The 21,090-nt window shown below is 26.8% G+C and carries 24 protein-coding genes; 22 read left to right on the top strand and 2 right to left on the bottom strand.

Going from position 1 to position 21,090, the window contains the following annotated elements; genetic code table 11:
* Positions 1-156: 156 nt before the first annotated feature.
* The 4 genes from CLOPA_RS13530 to CLOPA_RS13515 all read left to right on the top strand — a co-directional run bounded on the left by CLOPA_RS13530 (position 157) and on the right by CLOPA_RS13515 (position 4,638).
* On the top strand, positions 157-1,242 hold the full coding sequence (locus tag CLOPA_RS13530) for a hypothetical protein (RefSeq protein WP_015616010.1): 1,086 nt from the start codon (positions 157-159) through the stop codon (positions 1,240-1,242).
* 389 nt (positions 1,243-1,631) lie between these two features.
* Positions 1,632-2,222 carry an anthranilate synthase component II gene (locus CLOPA_RS13525; RefSeq protein WP_015616009.1) on the top strand — a complete coding sequence of 197 codons (591 nt, stop codon included), beginning with the start codon at positions 1,632-1,634 and terminating at the stop codon, positions 2,220-2,222.
* Positions 2,223-2,501: 279 nt separating this feature from the next.
* A complete protein-coding gene (gene pabB, locus CLOPA_RS13520) occupies positions 2,502-3,857 on the top strand; it encodes an aminodeoxychorismate synthase component I (RefSeq protein WP_015616008.1) in 1,356 nt (451 codons plus the stop codon).
* Positions 3,858-3,882: 25 nt separating this feature from the next.
* Positions 3,883-4,638 carry an aminotransferase class IV gene (locus tag CLOPA_RS13515; RefSeq protein ID WP_015616007.1) on the top strand — a complete coding sequence of 252 codons (756 nt, stop codon included), beginning with the start codon at positions 3,883-3,885 and terminating at the stop codon, positions 4,636-4,638.
* Between the two features lie 125 nt (positions 4,639-4,763).
* Here CLOPA_RS13515 and CLOPA_RS13510 read toward each other — a convergent pair whose 3' ends face one another.
* Positions 4,764-5,927, bottom strand: a complete 1,164-nt coding sequence (locus CLOPA_RS13510) for an iron-containing alcohol dehydrogenase (protein WP_015616006.1) — start codon at positions 5,925-5,927, stop codon at positions 4,764-4,766.
* A gap of 246 nt (positions 5,928-6,173) precedes the next feature.
* Here CLOPA_RS13510 and CLOPA_RS13505 point away from each other — a divergent pair, with 246 nt between their 5' ends.
* The 12 genes from CLOPA_RS13505 (at position 6,174) to CLOPA_RS23840 (ending at position 16,554) form a co-directional block, all read left to right on the top strand.
* The gene (locus CLOPA_RS13505; protein ID WP_015616005.1) at positions 6,174-7,733 is read left to right on the top strand and encodes a GspE/PulE family protein; all 1,560 of its coding nucleotides are present in this window, start codon (positions 6,174-6,176) and stop codon (positions 7,731-7,733) included.
* Positions 7,720-8,124 (top strand): type II secretion system F family protein, encoded by a 405-nt coding sequence (locus CLOPA_RS13500; RefSeq protein WP_015616004.1) that lies wholly within the window; start codon positions 7,720-7,722, stop codon positions 8,122-8,124. Before CLOPA_RS13505 ends, CLOPA_RS13500 begins: the two co-directional genes overlap by 14 nt.
* A gap of 146 nt (positions 8,125-8,270) precedes the next feature.
* The gene (locus tag CLOPA_RS13495; protein WP_015616003.1) at positions 8,271-9,401 is read left to right on the top strand and encodes a tyrosine-type recombinase/integrase; all 1,131 of its coding nucleotides are present in this window, start codon (positions 8,271-8,273) and stop codon (positions 9,399-9,401) included.
* On the top strand, positions 9,398-11,368 hold the full coding sequence (locus CLOPA_RS13490; protein ID WP_015616002.1) for a tyrosine-type recombinase/integrase: 1,971 nt from the start codon (positions 9,398-9,400) through the stop codon (positions 11,366-11,368). Before CLOPA_RS13495 ends, CLOPA_RS13490 begins: the two co-directional genes overlap by 4 nt.
* A complete protein-coding gene (locus CLOPA_RS13485; protein WP_015616001.1) occupies positions 11,368-11,742 on the top strand; it encodes a DUF6262 family protein in 375 nt (124 codons plus the stop codon). Before CLOPA_RS13490 ends, CLOPA_RS13485 begins: the two co-directional genes overlap by 1 nt.
* A gap of 18 nt (positions 11,743-11,760) precedes the next feature.
* Entirely contained in the window at positions 11,761-11,946 is a 186-nt protein-coding gene (locus CLOPA_RS13480; RefSeq protein WP_015616000.1) for a hypothetical protein, read from the top strand.
* Between the two features lie 59 nt (positions 11,947-12,005).
* Positions 12,006-12,977, top strand: a complete 972-nt coding sequence (locus CLOPA_RS23845; RefSeq protein ID WP_015615999.1) for a DUF2971 domain-containing protein — start codon at positions 12,006-12,008, stop codon at positions 12,975-12,977.
* Positions 12,978-13,035: 58 nt separating this feature from the next.
* Entirely contained in the window at positions 13,036-13,950 is a 915-nt protein-coding gene (locus CLOPA_RS13470) for a P63C domain-containing protein (protein ID WP_242834196.1), read from the top strand.
* Positions 13,951-13,977: 27 nt separating this feature from the next.
* The gene (locus CLOPA_RS13465) at positions 13,978-14,526 is read left to right on the top strand and encodes a hypothetical protein (RefSeq protein ID WP_041710891.1); all 549 of its coding nucleotides are present in this window, start codon (positions 13,978-13,980) and stop codon (positions 14,524-14,526) included.
* 103 nt (positions 14,527-14,629) lie between these two features.
* Positions 14,630-15,775, top strand: coding sequence for a hypothetical protein (locus CLOPA_RS13460; protein WP_015615996.1), 1,146 nt, complete (start codon positions 14,630-14,632; stop codon positions 15,773-15,775).
* 37 nt (positions 15,776-15,812) lie between these two features.
* The gene (locus CLOPA_RS25155; protein WP_015615995.1) at positions 15,813-15,989 is read left to right on the top strand and encodes a hypothetical protein; all 177 of its coding nucleotides are present in this window, start codon (positions 15,813-15,815) and stop codon (positions 15,987-15,989) included.
* 154 nt (positions 15,990-16,143) lie between these two features.
* Positions 16,144-16,554 carry a hypothetical protein gene (locus CLOPA_RS23840; RefSeq protein WP_015615994.1) on the top strand — a complete coding sequence of 137 codons (411 nt, stop codon included), beginning with the start codon at positions 16,144-16,146 and terminating at the stop codon, positions 16,552-16,554.
* A gap of 63 nt (positions 16,555-16,617) precedes the next feature.
* Here CLOPA_RS23840 and CLOPA_RS13450 read toward each other — a convergent pair whose 3' ends face one another.
* On the bottom strand, positions 16,618-17,133 hold the full coding sequence (locus CLOPA_RS13450; RefSeq protein WP_015615993.1) for a hypothetical protein: 516 nt from the start codon (positions 17,131-17,133) through the stop codon (positions 16,618-16,620).
* A 210-nt stretch (positions 17,134-17,343) separates the two neighbouring features.
* On the opposite strand from CLOPA_RS13450, the gene CLOPA_RS13445 reads away from it, so the two are divergent.
* The 6 genes from CLOPA_RS13445 (at position 17,344) to CLOPA_RS25150 (ending at position 21,058) form a co-directional block, all read left to right on the top strand.
* A complete protein-coding gene (locus tag CLOPA_RS13445) occupies positions 17,344-17,628 on the top strand; it encodes a hypothetical protein (RefSeq protein WP_015615992.1) in 285 nt (94 codons plus the stop codon).
* Positions 17,629-17,886: 258 nt separating this feature from the next.
* A complete protein-coding gene (locus CLOPA_RS24435) occupies positions 17,887-18,435 on the top strand; it encodes a type II toxin-antitoxin system PemK/MazF family toxin (protein ID WP_015615991.1) in 549 nt (182 codons plus the stop codon).
* Between the two features lie 340 nt (positions 18,436-18,775).
* On the top strand, positions 18,776-19,489 hold the full coding sequence (locus CLOPA_RS13435; RefSeq protein WP_015615990.1) for an isoprenyl transferase: 714 nt from the start codon (positions 18,776-18,778) through the stop codon (positions 19,487-19,489).
* Between the two features lie 296 nt (positions 19,490-19,785).
* Positions 19,786-19,986 (top strand): hypothetical protein, encoded by a 201-nt coding sequence (locus tag CLOPA_RS13430; protein WP_015615989.1) that lies wholly within the window; start codon positions 19,786-19,788, stop codon positions 19,984-19,986.
* A 33-nt stretch (positions 19,987-20,019) separates the two neighbouring features.
* On the top strand, positions 20,020-20,685 hold the full coding sequence (locus tag CLOPA_RS13425; protein WP_015615988.1) for a hypothetical protein: 666 nt from the start codon (positions 20,020-20,022) through the stop codon (positions 20,683-20,685).
* A gap of 223 nt (positions 20,686-20,908) precedes the next feature.
* A complete protein-coding gene (locus tag CLOPA_RS25150; RefSeq protein WP_015615987.1) occupies positions 20,909-21,058 on the top strand; it encodes a hypothetical protein in 150 nt (49 codons plus the stop codon).
* Positions 21,059-21,090 lie beyond the last annotated feature (32 nt).

Genomic DNA, 21,090 nt, shown 5'->3' with positions numbered 1-21,090 from the left:
TTTTTTATAATTTTATAACTGCTAATAGATGTTTAGTAATGTAAATTATATAAAATAAATATACTGTGAAGGGGTGATATTTTAAAGTTGTAAAGATAAAGAGTGTAGGAAATATGATTTTATGTCAATTATTTTTGAAGGAGCAACTGAGTTTACATGAAATTTTTAAAGAAATCTATATTGTTCATGTTTATTGCAATTTTTATGTTGGAATTTACTGCTTGTGATGGCGGAAATAAAAAAGGTAATACGGAGAGAAGTGGTAATGCAGATGAGAGTATAAAATTTAGTGAAGTAATGGCGTTATCTAAAGAAGATGCGGGAGAAAAAATTTATAGTATAAATGATAAAGATTTTAAGGCAGTAGGAGTTTTAAATAATATTTCAAGTATTAATTACAATACAAATAATAACACAACAGTGTATACTAATATAATTTCTCAGGGAACTAATCTTACAAAAAATTATATTAGTATTGTCTACAAAGGAAAAAAAGATAGTATCAATGATGAGTATTCATATGGGGATTTACGGCTATCCCCTGATGGTAAAAGAATTGCACTTAGAAGTTTTTCACAGGATTCTCCTTTTGCTGCTGAAGGTTTAAGTGTTTATAATACTTCTACAGGAAAGAAAATTGATTTTGATAAGGAAGTAATAGTGTCTGGAGATTTATATAGGTGGGACTCTGAAAATAATTTATTGTATTATGGAGTTCAATCAGGAGAAAAGGATTATGGTAAAATTTATAGCTATGATTTTCAAAACTCTACAAGAAAGATAGTATTTGATAAATTTAATGGATACTGTACTTTTTTTGCTCCAACAATTAATGGAAGTTTTATTTATATAGAGAACAATATTGATACAAATAATATGTACTATTATGACAGTAACCTTAATAAGTCAATATTAATTGGAAATACTATAGACAAAATTGAAGATTATGTTATTGATAATAAAAATGGTATAATTTATTTTATTGGAAAAGAGAATAATATGAATGGCAGCTCTGTGTATAAATTAACTATAGGTAATAAGTCCTTAAAAAGAATAACCTATGATTTTCCTAAGTTGGTAGATGAAACCGGAGGAATGGCAATAGATGCTTCCGGGAAACTCTACTTCTGCGGATTAGATACTAACGGTAATAATATATACATGTACTTAAGTGAAAATAATTCAGTGAATCTAGTAACAAATAAAAGTGGAACATATCATATAATTCAAAATTTAAGATGAAAAAATTAGCAAGAAGAGAAGAAGTTGTTTTTCTTGCTAATTTTATTTTTTTAGTCTGACAAATTCAGTACTATATACTTTTGTGGTAAAATAGATTTATCCGATGACTACCCACTCTAATACTCCAATCACACTCTGTGAAAGTGATTCGCACAAAATCTAAGATTTTGGCTCTCTACTTGCACTCTGTGAAAGCGATTCACAAAAAATCGAAGATTTTTGTTCTCTGCTTTTCTTCAAGTGGGAGTAAAGAGTGGCTACGTTACTGGATAACTACTTCTAATTATCAGAGGTCATAAACAAAAATTCAATCTGATACCAAGAATTCTGTTTATCAATAAAGTCTAATAAAGTCTTTATATTTATATATTGAGGAGAAATAAAATAAAATGTTTTTAATGATTGATAACTATGATTCTTTTACCTATAATTTGGTAAGATACCTTGAAAATTTAAAGGAATATACACAAATTTATAGAAATGACAAAATTACTATAGATGATATAATAAATATAAAGCCGCAGGGTATAATAATATCTCCTGGACCAAAGAGACCAGAGGATTCAGGCATATGCATTGAAATAATAAAAAAATTCAGTGGTAAAATACCTATTTTAGGTATATGTCTTGGGCACCAGACTATTGCCTATGCTTTTGGAGGGAAAATAATAAAGGGTAAAAAACCTATGCACGGAAAGATATCTGAAATATATCATAATGGAAAAGGCGTTTTTAAAAATATAAAAAATCCAGTAAAGGTTACTAGATATCACTCCCTTGTGGTAAGTAAAGAAAATCTTCCTGATTGTTTAAATATAACTGCTGAAACCAGCGATGGAATAATAATGGGAATCAGACATAAAGATTTTTTAGTAGAGGGTGTTCAATTCCATCCTGAAGCAGAGCTCACTGAAGACGGATATAAAATGCTGGGAAATTTTATACAGGAAGCTAAGAATTATAAAAAAATAAATAATTAAATATAGACTATCCTTCTTATAATTATCCTTAATTTACTATTATTTCTAAGTGTATAGGTTGTAATTAAAATTATATACTTGCTTAACATCCCATATTCCACTGAATGGATAAAAATTCAAATGATTGAGGCAAAAACATAAATATCATTGTGTAGAATATGCGTTAATAATGGGTAATTAAAAAAAAATAGATAGTTTATTAGTAAAGATAATTAACTACAGTATGCATGTTTAATAGATAAAATGATGTATTAAAGTCGCAAATTATAAGAGGTAATTATGAATTTTTTAATGGAAGAAATGAGCACCTATTTAGATGCTTTTGATATATATTCGCTGTTCAAGGAAGATAAGACAGTGACTTTTCTGGATAGTGGTATAGACCATAATAATCTGGGGAGATACTCCTTCATAGGAATAAATGTCTTTAGCAGCTTCAAATACGAAGATAATAAATGTTTTATAGATGGTAAAGTGGTAGATACTGATGAGCCCTTTGAAGCTATAAAAAGAATAATGAAAAATTATAAGATAAATAATAATACTAGACTTCCATATATAGGGGGGGCTATGGGGTATTTTTCTTATGATTTAGGAAGAATATTAGAAAATATTCCAAAAATGGCATCGAATAACATGAAAATACCAGAGGTTTATTTATATTTTTATGATAATGCTATAATTAAGGATAATTTGGAAAATAAAATCTATATAACTGCTTTAGGTATATTAAAAGATTCAAAAGAAAGCATTAAGCACATAAAGGAAAGAATAAGCAGGGGAAATAAAATCACATATACATATTTAGAAGGAAAAGAAAATAAATTTGAAGCTAATTTTACAAAGGAAGATTATCTAGCTTCCATAGATAAACTAAGAGAATACATAGAAAACGGGGACGTATATATAGCCAATTTAACTCAAAGTTTTTCCTGTGAAACAAATAAAAGTCCCTATGCGGTATATAAAGAATTAAGATATATAAATCCTTCTCCCTTTGCGGCTTTTTTAAATATAGAAGATTTTAGTATAATTTCCTCCTCACCAGAAAGATTTTTAAAAATTAAAGATAAAATAATAGAAACCAGACCTATTAAAGGCACAAGGCCCAGAGGAAGAAATGCTAGTGAGGATTTGAAAAATGCAAAGACACTTGTTGAAAGTGAAAAGGATAAGTCTGAATTACTTATGATTGTAGATCTTGAGAGAAATGATTTAAGTAAAGTGTGCAACGCTGATTCCGTAAAGGTTACGGAGTTATTTAAATTGGAGAAGTATAGCACTGTATTTCATCTTGTATCTACTATAACTGGTGTATTGAAGGATGAACTTACAGCCTTAGATTGTCTTAAGGCCTGTTTCCCAGGTGGATCTATTACAGGAGCTCCGAAGATAAGAGCTATGGAAATTATAGAGGAACTGGAGCCTACAAGACGAAATCTATATACAGGTTGCATTGGATATTTGGGCTTTGATGGAAATATGGATTTGAATATAGCTATAAGAACCATAGTGATAAAGGATAAAAAAGCCTATTTCGGAGTAGGTGGAGGGATCACCTGGGAATCAATAAGAGAAGATGAATATCAGGAAACTCTAGATAAGGCAAAAGCTCTTATGAGATGTCTATCCTAAATATTTCGGAAGGAGTAAAAATTATATGCTTGTAAATGGTGAATTGAGAGAGGATAAAATATCTATTGATAATGGCTTTTATTTTGGAGAAGGCCTTTTTGAAACTATGCTGATTTACAATAATAGAATTTTATTTTTAAAGGAGCATATAGACAGAATAAATGAAGGATTAAAAACTATTGGAATAGATAAAAGAATAGAAGAAAAAGAAGTAATAAATGCACTGAAAGAATTAAAATTTAAGGATGGAGTTCTAAAATTAGTTGTCAGTGAAAAAAACAATATTTTTACCTGGAGAAAAAATAATTATACAGAAGCCATATATGATAATGGATTTAAATTAAAAATAAGCAGTTTGCGGAGAAATAAAGATTCTATTGTTACCTATTTGAAATCCTTAAACTATCTTGATAACATATTGGAGCATAGAAAATGTAAAGAAGAAGGTTATGATGAAGTTTTGTTTTTAAATTCAGACAATGAAATTGCAGAGGGAAGTGTATCAAATATATTTTTTATAAAGGATAATACAATATATACCCCTGATATAAATTGTGGATTGCTTAATGGAACCATAAGAAAGTATATATTTAAAAATTATTCTGTAGTAGAAGGTAAATTTAGTAAGGATGAATTGCTAAAATCCGATGAAATATTTTTAACTAATAGTGTTATGGGAATTATGCCAGTCTCTAAATTTGAAGGTAGGATTTTTAAAGAAAAAGAAGTCACCTATAATATTATAAATGATTACAAGTCTTATATTGGTCACGCAAAGTAAATTTACTCTGTGTGACCTTTTTTTATTTCCATTGAAGCAAAATAATAATTCTAGAGTAGTAAACAATATTCATAACAGTAAAGTGTGGATTTTAATGGGGAGTCTAAATTTTATTATATAGAGGTTTATAGAGCAGCCTTAAAGATATTAAGCACATCTTTATCATCTATTGGCTTCAAACTTCCTATTTTCCCCTTTCTTACAGCTTGCTTTGCCATTTTTTCAAGTTTATCTTCGTCTATGCCAACTTCACTTAATTTTGATGGAATTCCAAGCAAATCAAAGTATTCTCTAGTTCTATTGATAGCAGTATTTGCTACGTCATATTTATCTTTATTTGAATCTATACCCCAAACGTTTATGCCAAATTCTACAAATTTATCTACAGTACTGTCATCTAGAATATACTTCATCCAGTAGGGAGTTAAAATTGCAAGCCCAACGCCGTGAGTAATATCATAATAGGCACTGAGTTCATGCTCCATAGGATGTACACACCAGTTTTTATGCTTGCCATAGCCTAACAGCCCATTTATAGCAAGGCTGGAAGCCCACATTAGATTTGCTCGTGCTTCATAGTTTTCAGGTTCATCAATTGCCTTTTTTCCATAATTTATGCAGGTTTTAAGAAGTGCTTCAGCCATCCTATCCTGTAAAAATGCACCTTTGGTACTGCTGAAATATGTTTCAAAAATATGGCTCATAATATCAGCTGTTCCAGCTGCTGTCTGATTAGCAGGTACAGTAAAGGTATAGGTAGGATCTAATATTGAGAATCTAGGAACCATGTCCTCATGTCCAGTTCCTAATTTTTCGTTAGTATCCATGTTTGTAATAACTGCAAAGACATCCATTTCAGAGCCTGTAGCAGCCAAAGTCAATACGCTTGCAATAGGAAGTACTTTAGAGATCTTACTTGGATTTTTAACAACGTCCCAAGTATCTCCCTCATAAAAATATCCAGCAGCTACAACCTTGGCACAATCGATAGAACTGCCTCCACCCACTGCAAGTACAAGGTCTATTTTATTTTCTCTGCAAATTTCAACACCTTTTCTTACAGTTGTTATTCTTGGATTTGGTTCTACACCGGAAAGCTCCCAGAAATCAATAGAATTTTCCTTTAATTTATTGACTATATCATCATAGAGACCATTTCTTTTTATACTGCCGCCACCGTATACAAGAAGTATTTTTGAACCGTACTTTTGTATTTGGTCAGGCAAAACACTTATTTGGCCTTTACCAAAAAAAATTTTAGTTGGAATAGAATAATTAAAATTTAACATTAAAACACCTCTAGTTTTTTAATTTTAGAATTTGATTTTTTAGTCTATATGTAAATTTTACTATTGTGATATATGTAAAACAAGAGTTTATTTTTATTAACAGTGACCTATAATTTAACTTAAGTTTTAAAAGAAATTCACATAAGAGTATATAATAAAATTTATTTGTGAAAAAATTTTTATTTTTATTGATTAGGAAAATAAAATACGGTAAATAATAGAAGAAAATAAGCAGTTTAAAGGGTGATGATAATTATAGAAAATAAGTTTAAGAAGTCAACAGAAATTTATAATAACTCAGATGGATTTATAGATTTAGATAATTTTCAAATATCCACTGAACCAATAAAATTTATAAACAAGTCTATAGCTTGTAAGCACTGCGTTTTTCCATATAAAGAAAATGAAAGTGAATTATTTGTAGCAATGGAAAATCCATTAGATTCAGCAGCGTTGAATGATTTAAGATTTATTACGCAAAAGAATATAGTCCCCTTTAAAGCCAGTAAAGATCAAATACTTTACTATATAAAGCTTTTCTATGAGATGAAAGATAGTAAAAAAGCTATAAGGGAAATGGAAAAAGATATTGAAGTGAAAAGTTTAAATAACAATATTGATGATAGTGAAGTAAATGATTCGCCTTCTGTAAGATTGATAGATTCAATTATTACTCAAGCTATTGCAAGAAAAGCCAGTGACATACATATTGAACCATTTAAAAATTATTTATATATAAGAATAAGAGTGGATGGCAGATTACAGGAATTGATGAAGCTGCCTAAGGCTGCCTATAAAAGTATCAATATAAGAATAAAGGTCATGGCTAAAATGAATATAACCCTGAGAATGATACCTCAAGATGGTAAAATAGACTATATTAAAGATGAGTCAGGCTATGATTTTAGAGTATCTTCTATTCCAACTATATATGGAGAAAAATTTGTTATAAGAGTTCTTTACAAAACTATAAAAAATATTTCCTTAGATGAATTGGCCCACAGCAGTGCTAATATTATAAGAGATATTATATCCAAACCTAATGGGATAATTTTATTATGTGGACCCACAGGAAGCGGCAAATCCAGTACAGTTTATTCCATTCTAAAAGAATTAAATAAAGAAGAAAAAAACATTGTAACTATTGAAGATCCAGTTGAATTTACCATTGACAATATAAATCAAATAAATGTAAATAAAACAGCAGGACTCACTTTCCCATCAGGACTTAGAAGCCTGCTTAGGCAAGACCCCGACATTATATCTGTAGGTGAAATACGTGATGAGGAAACTGCTAAGGTTGCAGTTAGAGCGGCAATAACAGGTCATCTAGTAATAAGTACGCTGCATACAAAGGATGCACCAGGTACTGTGCTGAGACTTATGGATATGGGAGTGCAGCACTACTTATTGGCAGATGCATTAATAGCAGTTATAGCGCAGCGTTTAGTTAGGAAAATATGTCCACATTGCAAGGAAAAATATATGCCTGATGCTGTAGAAAGAGAAATATGTAATTTAAAAGAAAAACAATATTTATTTAAAGGTAAAGGCTGTCCAAAATGCAACAATACAGGTTACCTGGGAAGAATTGCAATATTTGAAATAATGAAAATAGATAATGAAATGAAGAAATTTATATATGAAGGCGTAAGTACGGAAAAATTAAGAGAATATAGTGTGAGAATAGGAATGAAAACCTTAAGACAAAATTGTGTGGCTTTAATTAAAGATGGAATTACTACTATCCATGAGTACAGGAATACCATATACAGCAATGAGGAGTATTCTGATGAAGTTATTTAAGTTTAGGGCAATTAATAATAGTGGAAAAAGTTTTAAGGGGTTAAATTATTATAAAAATGAAGATGATTTATCCTTTCAGTTACGAGAACAGGGTTATTATCTCCTTCAGTGCAAAAGCATTCATAAATTAGCGTATTTAAAGCATTTTTCAAAAATAAATCTTAAAGACATCTCTGTTTTTTCAAGACAATTATCCTCTATGTTGTCAGCAGGTTTTAACATATCAGAAGCGTTAAATATTTTTTCAGAAGAAGCCTATAGTAGAGCACTTAAAAAAAATATAAAAGATATAAAAGAAGATTTGGAAAAGGGAAACAGTTTTTACGATAGTATATCCAAATATAAAAATAGTTATCCAAACTTTTATATGGAGATGATAAATCAAATATAGTGTAGTAAAATAAATAGTATTTATAGTAGTTTAAGTTAGAATTATATATAAGATGATAACTATGATTATTACATATAAAGTTTGATTAATTATAGTGTATATAGTAAACTAAGTATAAGAAGAATCTTATAGAGGTGTACTATTATATGGAAGTAGTAAAGGTAAGAACGGAAGATAATAAAGAGAGATATTATGTAGCAGAAGATAGTGGACTACCCATAGAACCAATATTGAAGTTTATTAGATTTAAAGATAATACAGATTATGCAAGAAATACGTTGAGAATGTATTGTCAACACTTAAAATTGTATTTTGAGTATTTAGAAGAGCGTAAGCTTGACTTTAAGAAGGTTACTATTGATGATATATCTTTATTCGTAAATTGGTTACAGAATCCTTATAGGAGTATCAAAATCACTTTATTAAAACCTACGAATTCTGTAAGAAGTGCTAGAACAATAAATATGATAATAAATACTGTTTTAAGTTTTTATGATTATATATTGCGAAATGAGGAATATAGTAATAAAATATCAGAAAGATTAAAGAAATTTATTACAGTGCCAAGTAGAAATTTTAAAGGATTTTTATATGGTATTGCATATGAGAAAAAGAAATTAAGTAGTAATATTTTGAAATTAAAAGTACCAAAGTTCAGGCCAAGAATAATAAGTAAAGAAGATATAGAAAAGCTCGTAAGAGCCTGTAATAATTATAGGGACAAGTTCTTATTAACATTACTATATGAAACGGGTATGAGAATAGGCGAAGCTTTATCGTTATGGATAGAAGATATTGATGTAAGTGATATGATAATAGATTTAAAAGACCGCGGCCAACTTGAAAATAATGCTGAAATAAAAACAGTATCAAGTCCAAGAAAAATAGATGTATCTCAAGATTTAGCAGATATGTTTATGGAGTATATAGCTGAATATCATACAGAAGAAGTTGAGACTAATCATGTATTCATAAAAATAAGCGGAGATAACAAAAATAAGGCTATGAATTATGTTGATGCTAATAATTTATTTAGAAAGCTGGCCAAGAAAACAGAAATTCATGTAACACCACATATGTTTAGACATAGTTCATTAACAGTGCTAAGAATGGCAGGATGGCAGCCTGAGATGTTGAGAATACGTGCTGGTCATAAAAATATATATACAACATTAAATACATATATTCATCCCTCAGATGATGAAATAAGAAAAGAGTTTGAGAAAACTAAGCCAAATTTAAATTTAGATATTTATAATGAGGGAGATAACAAATGAAAAATTTACATGTAGTCAAACGTGGCCAAGTAAATAAGTATGAAGAGATTATTACCTATTTAAGTCAAGATGAGTGCTATTGGCTAAATAATGATGTATGGGATGTAACAAAGGAAATTTTTATAGGTGATAAAGTACATAATTGTAAACATATTAATTTTGAAAATTTTAATAATGTATTATTAAAGAATGAGATTAAATATTATTTATTATATAATTTTAGAAATAAAAATTTAACTGGCCAATACATGATGTCATTAGCTAATGGATTTAAACATTTCAGCAGTTTTTTAAATAAATATTATTATAATGTGAATAGTTTCAATGATATTGAGTATAAAGAAATAGAAAACAAATGGAAATTTTATTTGGCCAATAATAGTGTTAAAGTTAATATGCAAAAATCGGGTGGCCAGACAATAATTAGTATATTGCTTGTTATAAAATTTATTATAAAGTTTTACGATAATAGAGATGAAACAGAAAAAGATGTATGGTATATAAAAAACATTAAAGGAGTAAATGTAAGAGCAACTCAAAATATGAGTGCCAACAGATTGAATTTTAAAGATATTCCTGAATACTATAGAGAAACTGTAAAAAGATATTTCAAAACAATTATAACTAAAAAATCTTTTAGTCTTTGTTGTAATATTTTAACATATATAAGATATTTCTTTACGTCATTTTATTCAAGAGGATATAAAGATGGATTTGTTGAAAATTTACAAAGAGAAGATATTGAAATATATGTATATCTTTTATTAAATGATAGAAAAGGTAAGAGTAAATCACAGACTGCTTATTATATTTCATATTTAAGAAGATTTTTAGAATATATACAAATGGCACAATATGATAAAGCACCGAAAAAGGAAGTAGCATTTTTAATATTTCAAGATGATATACCAAATTATAGTATAGAATCAAATACTAAAAGGGCAGTGAAATTTATTCCAGAGCCAATATTAAAGCAGATAGATAATAATATTATGGATTTACCTCATCCTGAATTTATACCTATTTATATTTTATTAAGGGAAACAGGATGGCGTGGTACTGATATATTAAATCTTAGATATGATAATTGTTTAGAACAAATATGGAATAATAAAGAGCAGAAATATAACTATTATCTTTGTGGAGAAATAACTAAAACGGGTATAGCACAGCTAAAAATTCCCGTTAGGGATAAGGTTGCTGAGATGGTTCAAAAATGTATTGATAAGGCCAAGGAATTAAGTACAGAAGAGAATAACTCTGAAAAATATTTATTTAATACATATGAAGGTAAAGATAAAGGATATCCATTATCGAAAAGAATTTTAGTATATTCAATATATAGACTTATAAGTGATAAAAATATAACAGACGTAAAGGGTGATTTATATCATTTTAAGTTGCATTCATTACGACATACGAGAGCTAAAGAGTATGTAGAGCAAGGTATGGGTATAAGTGTAATACAACAGATTCTAGGGCATCAGAGCTTGCAAATGACGGTACATTATGCGACTGTAAGTGAAAATATATTATATGAGAAATGGAAGAAGACAGAGGATTTGGATTTATTTAGAGTTAATACAGAAACAAATGAACTAGAGCAAGTAGATTTAGATTCTGAAGACGGCCAAAATCTTGTAAGATATGAATATGTAAAGAAAAATTTAGATGCGGTAAAAGTACCATTTGGAGTATGTTTTAAGCTGGCCAAACTACCTTGTAAGCAGCAGATGAATTTTTGCTTAACATGTGCAAGTTTTTGTACTACGGTTGAGAACATTCCTGAATATGAGGAAGAAATAGAGAATGTTAAGAAACAGATTAACATTAGTGAGAGATGCGGCAGAGAATTATGGGCTGAAAAGAATAGAACATATTTAAAGCTACTCGAAGATACATTAGAAAAAGTTAGAGAACAGAAAATTGTTCATAAGAATGGTAAGTCAAGGGAGGAAGTACGATAATGGCTGGAAGTACTAAGGGATTAAAGGAATATGCAAAACAAAAAACTCAATTAACCTTAGAGAAAGTTGATAAGGCCATTAGGGAACTTTCTTTAAAAGGAGAAAAAATTAATTTTAATAGTGCATCTCAAGAGAGTGGAGTTTCAAAGACATTTTTATATAAAAATAAAGAAGTTAAAAAAAGAATTGAAGAATTAAGGCAGAAACAAGTTGATGTAGAAATGAATAAACATCTTAAGTATGATAAAACAGTTAAATCTAAGGATATCATAATAATGGCCAAAGACAAGAAGATTAAGGAATTAGAATTAGAAAATAAGAAATTAAAAGAACAATTAGAAATTTTAAGAGGAAAGTTATATGAAAAAATATAATTGTACAAGGAGAAAGTTATGATTGTTACTAAAAAGTATATACAAGATTTAAGAGAAAAGTCATTTTTAAATATATCAGAAATTATGGAAAAACTTATTCTTGAGAAGTTTGGTAAAGAGCCTAAACCAGATGAAAATGGACACATTTATGAATATACAGAACAAGATATTTTTGAACAAATAAGAAAAATGATTAGTAATTAAAAAGTAAATTATTAATTTAATCAAAGAATATAAGATTTTATACATTGGAGGTTAATTATATGGACAACAATAGTTCTGATATTATATATCATTATTGCAGTACAGACACATTTATGAAAATAATTGAGAACAAAACAATTAGATTATCAAATATATTTAAAATGAATGATCCTTTAGAGATAAATTATCTTTTAGATGATTTAGATAAGAAAGTATTAGATTTTTATAAAAAAAATTCTTATGAATTTGAATCACTTGATTTAAAAGATGATATTGAAATATCTGAGGAATTTTTATCAACTCTAATTTCAGATATAAAAGAAGAAATTAAAGAATTAGAATATATTTCATACATTGCATGTTTTTCAAGTTCAAGAAAAAAAGATTATCTATCACAATGGAGAGCTTATGGTAATGATGGATATGGAGTTGCATTAGGATTTGATAACAATGTATTACATAATATCGTAAAACAAGTTAATGAAAAAAATTTAAATTTTATATTTGGTATAACTAAAATAGGCTATTCACCTAATGAAAAATTAAACTTTATAAAAGATCAACTTATAAGAAGTATTTTTAGAAGCCTAAAAAATGGTGCTAGGAACCAAAATTATAAAAACGGTAACTGTAGTTACAAAAATATTGTCTTAACAGATGCATTACATAGCATATCAGCAATCCTTATCAATGCTATTAATTATAAAAATAAAGATTTTAAAGATGAAGATGAATGGAGAATATATTTGACTACATTTATTAATGGAATTTATTCGGAAAGTTTTTGTGATTTTAATGAAGATATTATATGTGGAGATTATACTTTCAAAAATCAAAGATTTAGAAACGATAATAATAAATTAATTTCATATATTGATTTTTGCTTTGGAAAAACAAAAATAATAAAAGAAATAGTAATTGGACCTAAATCAAGAATTGATAAGGATGATATTGATTTGAGAATGTTTCTTAGAAATAATGGATTTCAAGTGGAAAATATTAGGCTTTCTGAAATAAAATTAAATTTTTAATTGAAATATCAATCAATAATAAATATATAAAATATTTACCATAATTAGTTCATTGTATTTGTCTAATTATTATAATATTATATATAATAAGATAAAACAAAAGAAAGGTATGGTAATAATGACTACACCAAAAGTAATAGTATCAGGAGTGCTAGCTATTTTTAATGATTTACCTTGTTATGTTTTAGATGATGGACAAAGAGTATTTAGATTAAGTAATTTAACTAAAGCTTTAAGAGATAAAGAACACGGTAAGTTTGGTAATTATCTTGCAGCATCTAATATTATTAATTACTTACCTAATAGGCTTAAACCATTGAGCGATGAAGCACATGACAGAGTACCCCAAGGAACATTAGAATTTGATTGTGATGGTAAAATAGAAAAAGGCTATAATTCTGAAGATTTTATGGACGTGTGCAGTGCTTTTGTAACAGCTAATCTTAATAACGAACAGTTATCAGACGCTCAAAAGGAAATAGTTAAAAATGCTAATAAATTTATGTTGGCCACAGCTAAAATTGGTATTATTTCTTTAATTGATGAAGCTACAGGATATCAACAACAAAGAAAATCTGGCGAATTACAATTAAAAATGAAATACTTTTTAATTGACGAAAATAGTCCTGCTAGAGAATGGGAAAAAACTTTTCCAGATGAATTATGGTATCAATTTGGACGAATCACTAATCATAAAGGTAGTCTTAAATTAAGACCTAAATATTGGAGTAAGTTAGTAAACGCTTTGATTTACGGGTTACTAGATAAAGATATTGCTACATATTTAAGAAAAACTAAGCCTCCAAAATATACTGGTCAAAAGTATTTTCAATGGTTGAATGAGGGATATGGTATAAAAGAATTAACACAACATATTTGGCTAATGATAGGTATGGCAAAAACCTGTACAACTTTAAATGAATTAAGAGCTTTATCAGAAAAGCAATTCGATACGGTTATTAAGTTTAAATGATTTTATAGGAACTACGTGGTGATTTATATGAAAATTAGAGCAAAAGTTATTGAATTTATTGAAAATAAGTTAAATGTTGATTTTAATAGTTTAAAAAATAGTTTAATCTATGATTTAGGAAAAATAACAAGTAAGTATAATTCAGATATATCAAATCCAATTCTTTTATCTGAAAGAAATGAATTTTTTAGAACTACTTTATTAGATTTAATTAAAAAACAAATAAATCGTGTCTATTCAGAAGTAATTGAACTTAATATAAAACTTAATATAAAAGAATTGTTAGAAATAAAGAAATACATTAAAGAACAGAGTGATGGATTAGTAACTTCATACTTAGATATAAGAAAAAAATTTATTGGAGCTTATGGACATGAACCGTCTACTGATTTTGATGAACAATTAGAAAAAGAAATAAAAACGTATATTGATGAAGAAATAAATAATCTTTCATTGAAGATTCAAATTAAGCAAGATAAGCCAGAAGTCATTTACCAAAGAAAGTCATTTTATATATCAGTTGCAGCATTTATTGTTTCTATAATGGCAATAATCGTTAGTATGTTAAAAAAATAATATTGTCATTATTTACGATATTTCTACAATATATTTACTAACAATTAAATTTGATGTAATATAATAATTATTATTTAAATAAATATAAAGGGATACGTAAATAATGAAATTAAAAGATAAAAATAAGCAACTATATAATCCAACTTCAAATTTTATTATCTTTGTAGTAGGAACTTTAATTACATTACTTTTAGCTCATATTGCTCCATCAACGGTAAATGCACGTAGTAACCTATCAGATAAGATTTTATATGCAATTTTTCAATCAAATTTAAAATTTTTGTATTTAATTATAGGAGGATGGTTAGAATGGATATTTATTTATTCAAAATATTATCCGATTATTAATAGTAAGGAAATTGAAATAGATAATCTTACATATGATTTGAATGAAGCAAAAAATAATATGAAGACTGAAGCAGGTTTATTGTTAAATAGGTATAGTGACTTAACTAAATTTAAAGTAAAAGATATTTTAGAAGATAGCATGAGAAGATTTATTGATGGGAAAGATATTATACAATCAGTTCAACTATATAAGTATAGTTTTATTACAAATAAAGACACAACAAAAATAAAGGTTGAATATACAGGTGGTTATGTTAAACAAGATATTTGTATTAATTCTATAATGCAATCATATTTTATAATTCCTACATATATATTAAATAACTTATCAATAGTATTGGGATTGTATAATCATTTAGAGAATGATATTAGTGATGAAGAAGAATTGTTAATTATGGATATATTTAATAATATTGACAATATATCAAAAGAAATTATAAATGATATAAAAGATAAATTAAAATTAAAGGAAGAAAAAACAGAGGATTTTGACGATTATGATGCTGATTTATATGGAGTTTTAACTACTACTATTAAGTTATTATTTAATGATGATGATGAGAATGAATTAATTGATGAAGAAGATGATTATGATAAAGTTAGAAGTATTGGTAAAATTTTTACACAATCTTCAACGGAGGAAAACTTAAAATCAAAAAAAAGGCTTGGAATCTTAGAATCAATACTCACTAAAGAATATTCAATTTTTCAACATGATGGTGATAATGATAAAAATGGTAGATCATATATATCTAAATGTATTTCTTTAAATGGTGAGAAATTTGTACTAATGCTAACTGCTGATTCAAGTATTTCTCTAGATATTCAATGGAAAAATAAATTATTAGAATTAAGTAACGAACTTGAAGAAGTATTAAAAATATCATTTAATGAAGCATAAAATAATGGTATAATAGATATGAATGGAGGAGATTATAATGGCACTTTCATTAAGTATGAGAAAAAAAAGAAATAAACAAGTAACAAAAATGCTAAAAGATGATTTAGATATAAAAGTAGAATTTGTTTCTAGAGAAAATGCTATACGAAATGGTAATTGGTTTATTCCTACAAGAAAAGGGAAAGGTGAATTACGTTTATATACTAAAAGATAAAAAATTATAATTTTAATTGGAATACTCAAGGTTTAATAATCCTTGAGTATTTTACATTTGAATAAAATAATAATTATAGTCATTCAACAATTAAAGAATATTATAACTTTTAATAGAATATTATGTAGTAAAATATTTTATGGAAGTGATAGAAATGTCAAAATGTTATATTATAAATACTAATAAAAAATATGATTTTAATTCTGAACAGGAAATGATTCAATACAAGAAATGTTCTGCTTATGGTCATCCATGGACAGAACATATAGATAATTTACAATTAAATGATGTTATTTTTCTATACAGTAATAAAAATGGAATAATTGCAACGGGATTGGCATCAGGAATAGCTAAAGCTAAAGATTATAAAGGAAAAGTAGATGAAGAACATTATATGAAATTAAACAACTTTAAGATCTTAAAAAATCGTGTAAAATATAAACAAATTAACAATATACTTAACCGTAATGTAGTGTTGGGTCGCACACAGATAAAATTAGAATATGAAGATGGATTAAAAATTTGGCAATATATAACGAAAAATTGTTTGATAAAAGAGAGATAATTTAATATCTCTCTTTTATCATGCAAAAATTAATTATAAAATTACTAAAATATAAATTTTAGATTATTGATCAGCTTTAGATTGAGATTGATGCATACCTTGAGCTAAAGCTTCTTTTAAAGTCATACTTTGTATATTTTTACTTCTACTTAAAGTACCATCTGATTTACTTAAATGATATACTTTACTTCCTGGTACATAATATACAATTGTACTATCTTCGCTTGATACTGATGGTGTTGTTGGTGGTTGCGGTGTAGTTTCAGGCTTGGACTGTACAGGTGCTGATTGTACTTGTGGTTGAGATTGTTGATTATTATTACTTGAATCTTTAGTAGTGGTTGAAGTAGATTGTCCACTATCATTTGTAGAAGTATTATTAGAATTTTCATTTGATGTGTATGAATTTGTACTATTTGAGGAATTTGTAACTGCATTTGCTGTATTATTAGCACTATTATCTGTATTACTAGAACTACCACAACTACTAAATAATCCGAGCATTCCAATTACAATAATGCAACTAATAATAATTCTAAGTGATTTTTGTCTTATGGTAATATTTGTTGAGTTTTTCATTTTAACACTCCTTTGTAAAATACTAATATTATGTAATATTATATATGATTTTAGTAAATTATGAAATACTAATATGAATATTTTGTTAAAATCATATATAAATAATGAATAGATATTGATAATGTTAAAAGTCTTAAAAGATATGATATGGTATAATTTATAATATATTTATTGTAATAATAAATAATAATTATAAAAGGGGAGTATTGAATGAGCATTAATACAAATACAGTTATATCAGTTTTTATTGCTTTAATTTTATTTTATATTTTTATAAGAATTGTGGCGTCTATAGGTAAATTTATTGTATTAATATTTTTTGTAGGAGTGATTTTATTCGGTATTCAAAGTTTAGGAATATATAATATTCCAGTTGTAGATAAAGTCTATCCTCAAGTAGCTAAAGTAGTTCCATATAAACAAATATGGGCTAAAACTTCAGTTTATAAAGATGATTTTAATAAAGCTATGAAAATCAAAAATGATTTAAAATAAAAAATTACGGAATAAAATATTTTAGCTAAGAATCTTTTAATTATAACCTATTATCACCAGATAATAGGTTATTTATATGCAAAAAATTAAATTAACTATATTTACATTGAGTATAGGTAGTAGCGAATAGAATAAATATTTTAAAAATTGTAGTTGATGTGGGACTAGATAATAAATGATAGAGATGCCAAAATCTTTCATCTTATAACAAATTGTGGTATAATAAGACAATAGTTATAAAGGTGGGGAGAAAATAGTATGCCAAAACACATATCAAAAAAACAGATTGTAGATAATTTGTTAACTGAGATTACTAATATAATAGATAAAAGTAATGTCGATACGGCTATGCCGATTTTAAAGTGGACTAAAGAAAAAATTATCTTATCACATCAAGAAGTACTAAGAAATCAAAAATATAAAACATCATTTAGAAAAACAGGAAAACCAAGACATGTCAAACGTGGGTATATTTATTATGCTAAATTAGGAAGAAATATTGGCAGTGAGCAAAATGGGTATAGACCTGTGTTAGTTGTTCAAGATGGTGTTGCTAATATCACAAGTAATACTGTTATTATTATTCCCTTAACGGATGCTATTGATTCAAAAGGTGTTCCTAAAAGGATATTAGGTACACATGTTGAAATAGACCATAAAAATTTGACTAAGAAATCTATAATTAAAACTGAGCATGTGCATAATATTAGTAAGAATAGATTAATTGATGAAATTGGATATATTGGTGATACAAAAATGAACGAGATTGATATGAAATTAAAAATTAGTTTAGGAATAAATATTTGACAAAACAAAAAAAATCACATACAATAGAAGTAAAGAAAATTACTTAAACATACTTTTGTATGTTCACATAGGGAAAATAATTTTTCAGCACTAAGGTGAACTGGATAGTTACTCTATGGTATTTAAACTTATAAGACTTATGCTTTTAGCATAGGTCTTCACTCATTTTAAGTTAATTAATGCAAACAAGCACTCCGATTAATTTCGGGGTGTTTTTTATATTTAAATAAATAATTATAACTAAAAATATGGTATAATTTACACATATTTAATCGCAATGGTATAATTAAGGCGAAATAAAGATTATTTATATAAAATGCTCGATGGAGGAATATAACTGATGGATACTATAAAAATTCCAAAACATATTGCAATTATGATGGATGGAAATGGACGTTGGGCAAAAAAAAGATTCATGCCAAGAACGTTCGGACATAGACAAGGTAGCAAAACATTAGAAAATATATGCAAAGATACATATGATTTAGGAGTAGAATATTTGACAGTCTATGCTTTTTCAACAGAAAATTGGAGTCGTCCGAAAGATGAAGTTGAAGGATTGATGAATTTATTGAAGGAATATTTGAATAAAATTGTTAAAATGTCAATAAATAATAATATGCAAGTAAAAATAATAGGCAATGTCAAAAAATTGGATAATGAATTTCAAAGTTTAATAAATAATTTAGAGAAGGCAACAGCAAATTGTACAGGACTAAAATTTCAACTTGCATTAAATTATGGTGGAAAAGATGAAATTATACGTACAACTAAAAAAATAGCATTAGAATGTTTAAATAACAAGATAGATGTTTCAATAATTAATGAAGATTTGTTTGCTTCACACCTGGATACAACTGATATTCCTGAACCAGATTTATTTATTAGAACGGGCGGAGAAAAAAGATTATCTAATTTTTTACTTTGGGAAATGGCTTACACAGAATTATATTTCACTGATGTATTATGGCCAGATTTTAAAAAAGATGATTTGGGAAAAGCAATTTATGATTTTTCTAAAAGAGATAGAAGATATGGCAATGTAATTGAGTAATTTAGTGAGTATAATGGCAAGTTTATTAAACTGTAAATTTTTGCACAATATTCTTAAATTACGAATTTATAACCTATTATTTGATGATGATAGGTTATTTTGTTGTGCAAAAAATTTTTATTTACTATTGGATTAAAGGAATATATCATATGTAAAATGTAAACTGAAAAGAATATAAAAAATATGATGGATAATTCATGGAGTTATAAGGTAAATTGTATATGGAACTTATGATAGTTTGAGATTGAGTAAGTTTAGAAATTAATAATGGAAATTTTAAAGAGGAGGTTAAATAAATGGATTATATAGTAGAAAATAAAGAAGATAATAATGTAAATTTAACGATACACATATTCAATATAGAAAATGGATATAAAATATCTGAAATTTTAAATAAATTACAAAGTATAGGATATTTAAGAGAAATTGGAGGGACAGCTAATAGTAATAATACAATTAGTATAGATTTTGTAGTAAAAGAGGAAATAAGACAATAATGTAGAATATCACCTTAGAAAGAGGTGATATTTATGTCAATAGTTGCAACGGTATTTATTCCAGAAGGAATTATAATGTCTGCTGATAGTAGATTGACTGGAACTACTAAACATAACGATAGTGGAATAATAGATAGACATACTTTAAGCGATAATTCTCAAAAAATTTTTCTAATAAAAGATAATTTAATAGGTATATCATGTTGTGGAAATGCAACAATAAGCGGAAAATCTGTTGGAGATTTTATAAGAAGTTTTGAAATTGAAAAAGTTGAGAAACAAGATGATGTATGTTCTATAGCTATAAAATTAAAAGATTATACAATGTCTAATCACGGAGATGGTGTTATTTACCATGTATGTGGATACTTAAATGATGTACAATATATTTATGTAATAATTAACAAGGAAATTACTAGAATAAATATTGATTCTAATGAGAAAACAGTTTGGGCGGCCACGTGGCATGGAGAACAAGACATTTTACAAAAATTACTTTTAGGAGATAATCATTTACAATTTGATTGGAATTTTATGCAATTAAAAGATGGAATTGATTTAGCAGAATTCATGGTTGATTTGACATGCAAAACACAAAGATTTACTAGTGGATTAGCTACATGTGGAGGAGCAATAGATATATTGGTTATAACTAAAGATTATACTAAATGGATAAAACATAAAGTATTAAATCCATAAAAGTATAAAATTAACCTTCAAATTAATGAAGGTCTTTTACTTTGTCCAAAATTATATAAAAATTAATATGTGGCTTTAACAGATCTAAATAATAAAGTAAAAATAATATTAGATATTAAATTTAATTAAGAGCGAATTCAATCGCTCTTTTATTATGTAAAAAATTAATTTTATTACTTTGAATTCTAAGTGAAGTAAATTAATAAAATATGGGGGTGAGTTTATGGAAAATAATTTAAAATATATCATAACTAATAACGATGATAAAACAAGTATTGTATTAGAAAATATTCAATTCGATGAAAATAATAGAATTATTGGAAATGATAAGAGTATTATAAAGAACTGTTTATTCTTATTTGATAATAACTAAATTGGTAAAAGCATATGTTTTGAACATATGCT

The sequence above is a fragment of the Clostridium pasteurianum BC1 genome (genome assembly GCF_000389635.1).
Lineage (GTDB): Bacteria > Bacillota > Clostridia > Clostridiales > Clostridiaceae > Clostridium_I > Clostridium_I pasteurianum_A.
The sequence above is the reverse complement of the archived record's forward strand: the minus strand, read 5'-3'. Positions and strand labels throughout refer to the sequence as shown.

Coding starts and splice junctions, on each gene's coding strand:
- CLOPA_RS23845 (WP_015615999.1), top strand. CDS start 12,006: ATGGACAACAATAGTTCTGATATTATATATCATTATTGCAGTACAGAC.
- CLOPA_RS25150 (WP_015615987.1), top strand. CDS start 20,909: ATGGAAAATAATTTAAAATATATCATAACTAATAACGATGATAAAACA.
- CLOPA_RS13495 (WP_015616003.1), top strand. CDS start 8,271: ATGGAAGTAGTAAAGGTAAGAACGGAAGATAATAAAGAGAGATATTAT.
- CLOPA_RS25155 (WP_015615995.1), top strand. CDS start 15,813: ATGGCACTTTCATTAAGTATGAGAAAAAAAAGAAATAAACAAGTAACA.
- CLOPA_RS13490 (WP_015616002.1), top strand. CDS start 9,398: ATGAAAAATTTACATGTAGTCAAACGTGGCCAAGTAAATAAGTATGAA.
- CLOPA_RS13435 (WP_015615990.1), top strand. CDS start 18,776: ATGGATACTATAAAAATTCCAAAACATATTGCAATTATGATGGATGGA.
- CLOPA_RS23840 (WP_015615994.1), top strand. CDS start 16,144: ATGTCAAAATGTTATATTATAAATACTAATAAAAAATATGATTTTAAT.
- CLOPA_RS13465 (WP_041710891.1), top strand. CDS start 13,978: ATGAAAATTAGAGCAAAAGTTATTGAATTTATTGAAAATAAGTTAAAT.
- CLOPA_RS13450 (WP_015615993.1), bottom strand. CDS start 17,133: ATGAAAAACTCAACAAATATTACCATAAGACAAAAATCACTTAGAATT.
- CLOPA_RS13480 (WP_015616000.1), top strand. CDS start 11,761: ATGATTGTTACTAAAAAGTATATACAAGATTTAAGAGAAAAGTCATTT.
- CLOPA_RS13460 (WP_015615996.1), top strand. CDS start 14,630: ATGAAATTAAAAGATAAAAATAAGCAACTATATAATCCAACTTCAAAT.
- CLOPA_RS13430 (WP_015615989.1), top strand. CDS start 19,786: ATGGATTATATAGTAGAAAATAAAGAAGATAATAATGTAAATTTAACG.
- CLOPA_RS24435 (WP_015615991.1), top strand. CDS start 17,887: ATGCCAAAACACATATCAAAAAAACAGATTGTAGATAATTTGTTAACT.
- CLOPA_RS13515 (WP_015616007.1), top strand. CDS start 3,883: ATGCTTGTAAATGGTGAATTGAGAGAGGATAAAATATCTATTGATAAT.
- CLOPA_RS13445 (WP_015615992.1), top strand. CDS start 17,344: ATGAGCATTAATACAAATACAGTTATATCAGTTTTTATTGCTTTAATT.
- CLOPA_RS13425 (WP_015615988.1), top strand. CDS start 20,020: ATGTCAATAGTTGCAACGGTATTTATTCCAGAAGGAATTATAATGTCT.
- CLOPA_RS13505 (WP_015616005.1), top strand. CDS start 6,174: ATGATAATTATAGAAAATAAGTTTAAGAAGTCAACAGAAATTTATAAT.
- CLOPA_RS13510 (WP_015616006.1), bottom strand. CDS start 5,927: ATGTTAAATTTTAATTATTCTATTCCAACTAAAATTTTTTTTGGTAAA.
- CLOPA_RS13530 (WP_015616010.1), top strand. CDS start 157: ATGAAATTTTTAAAGAAATCTATATTGTTCATGTTTATTGCAATTTTT.
- CLOPA_RS13485 (WP_015616001.1), top strand. CDS start 11,368: ATGGCTGGAAGTACTAAGGGATTAAAGGAATATGCAAAACAAAAAACT.
- pabB (WP_015616008.1), top strand. CDS start 2,502: ATGAATTTTTTAATGGAAGAAATGAGCACCTATTTAGATGCTTTTGAT.
- CLOPA_RS13500 (WP_015616004.1), top strand. CDS start 7,720: ATGAAGTTATTTAAGTTTAGGGCAATTAATAATAGTGGAAAAAGTTTT.
- CLOPA_RS13525 (WP_015616009.1), top strand. CDS start 1,632: ATGTTTTTAATGATTGATAACTATGATTCTTTTACCTATAATTTGGTA.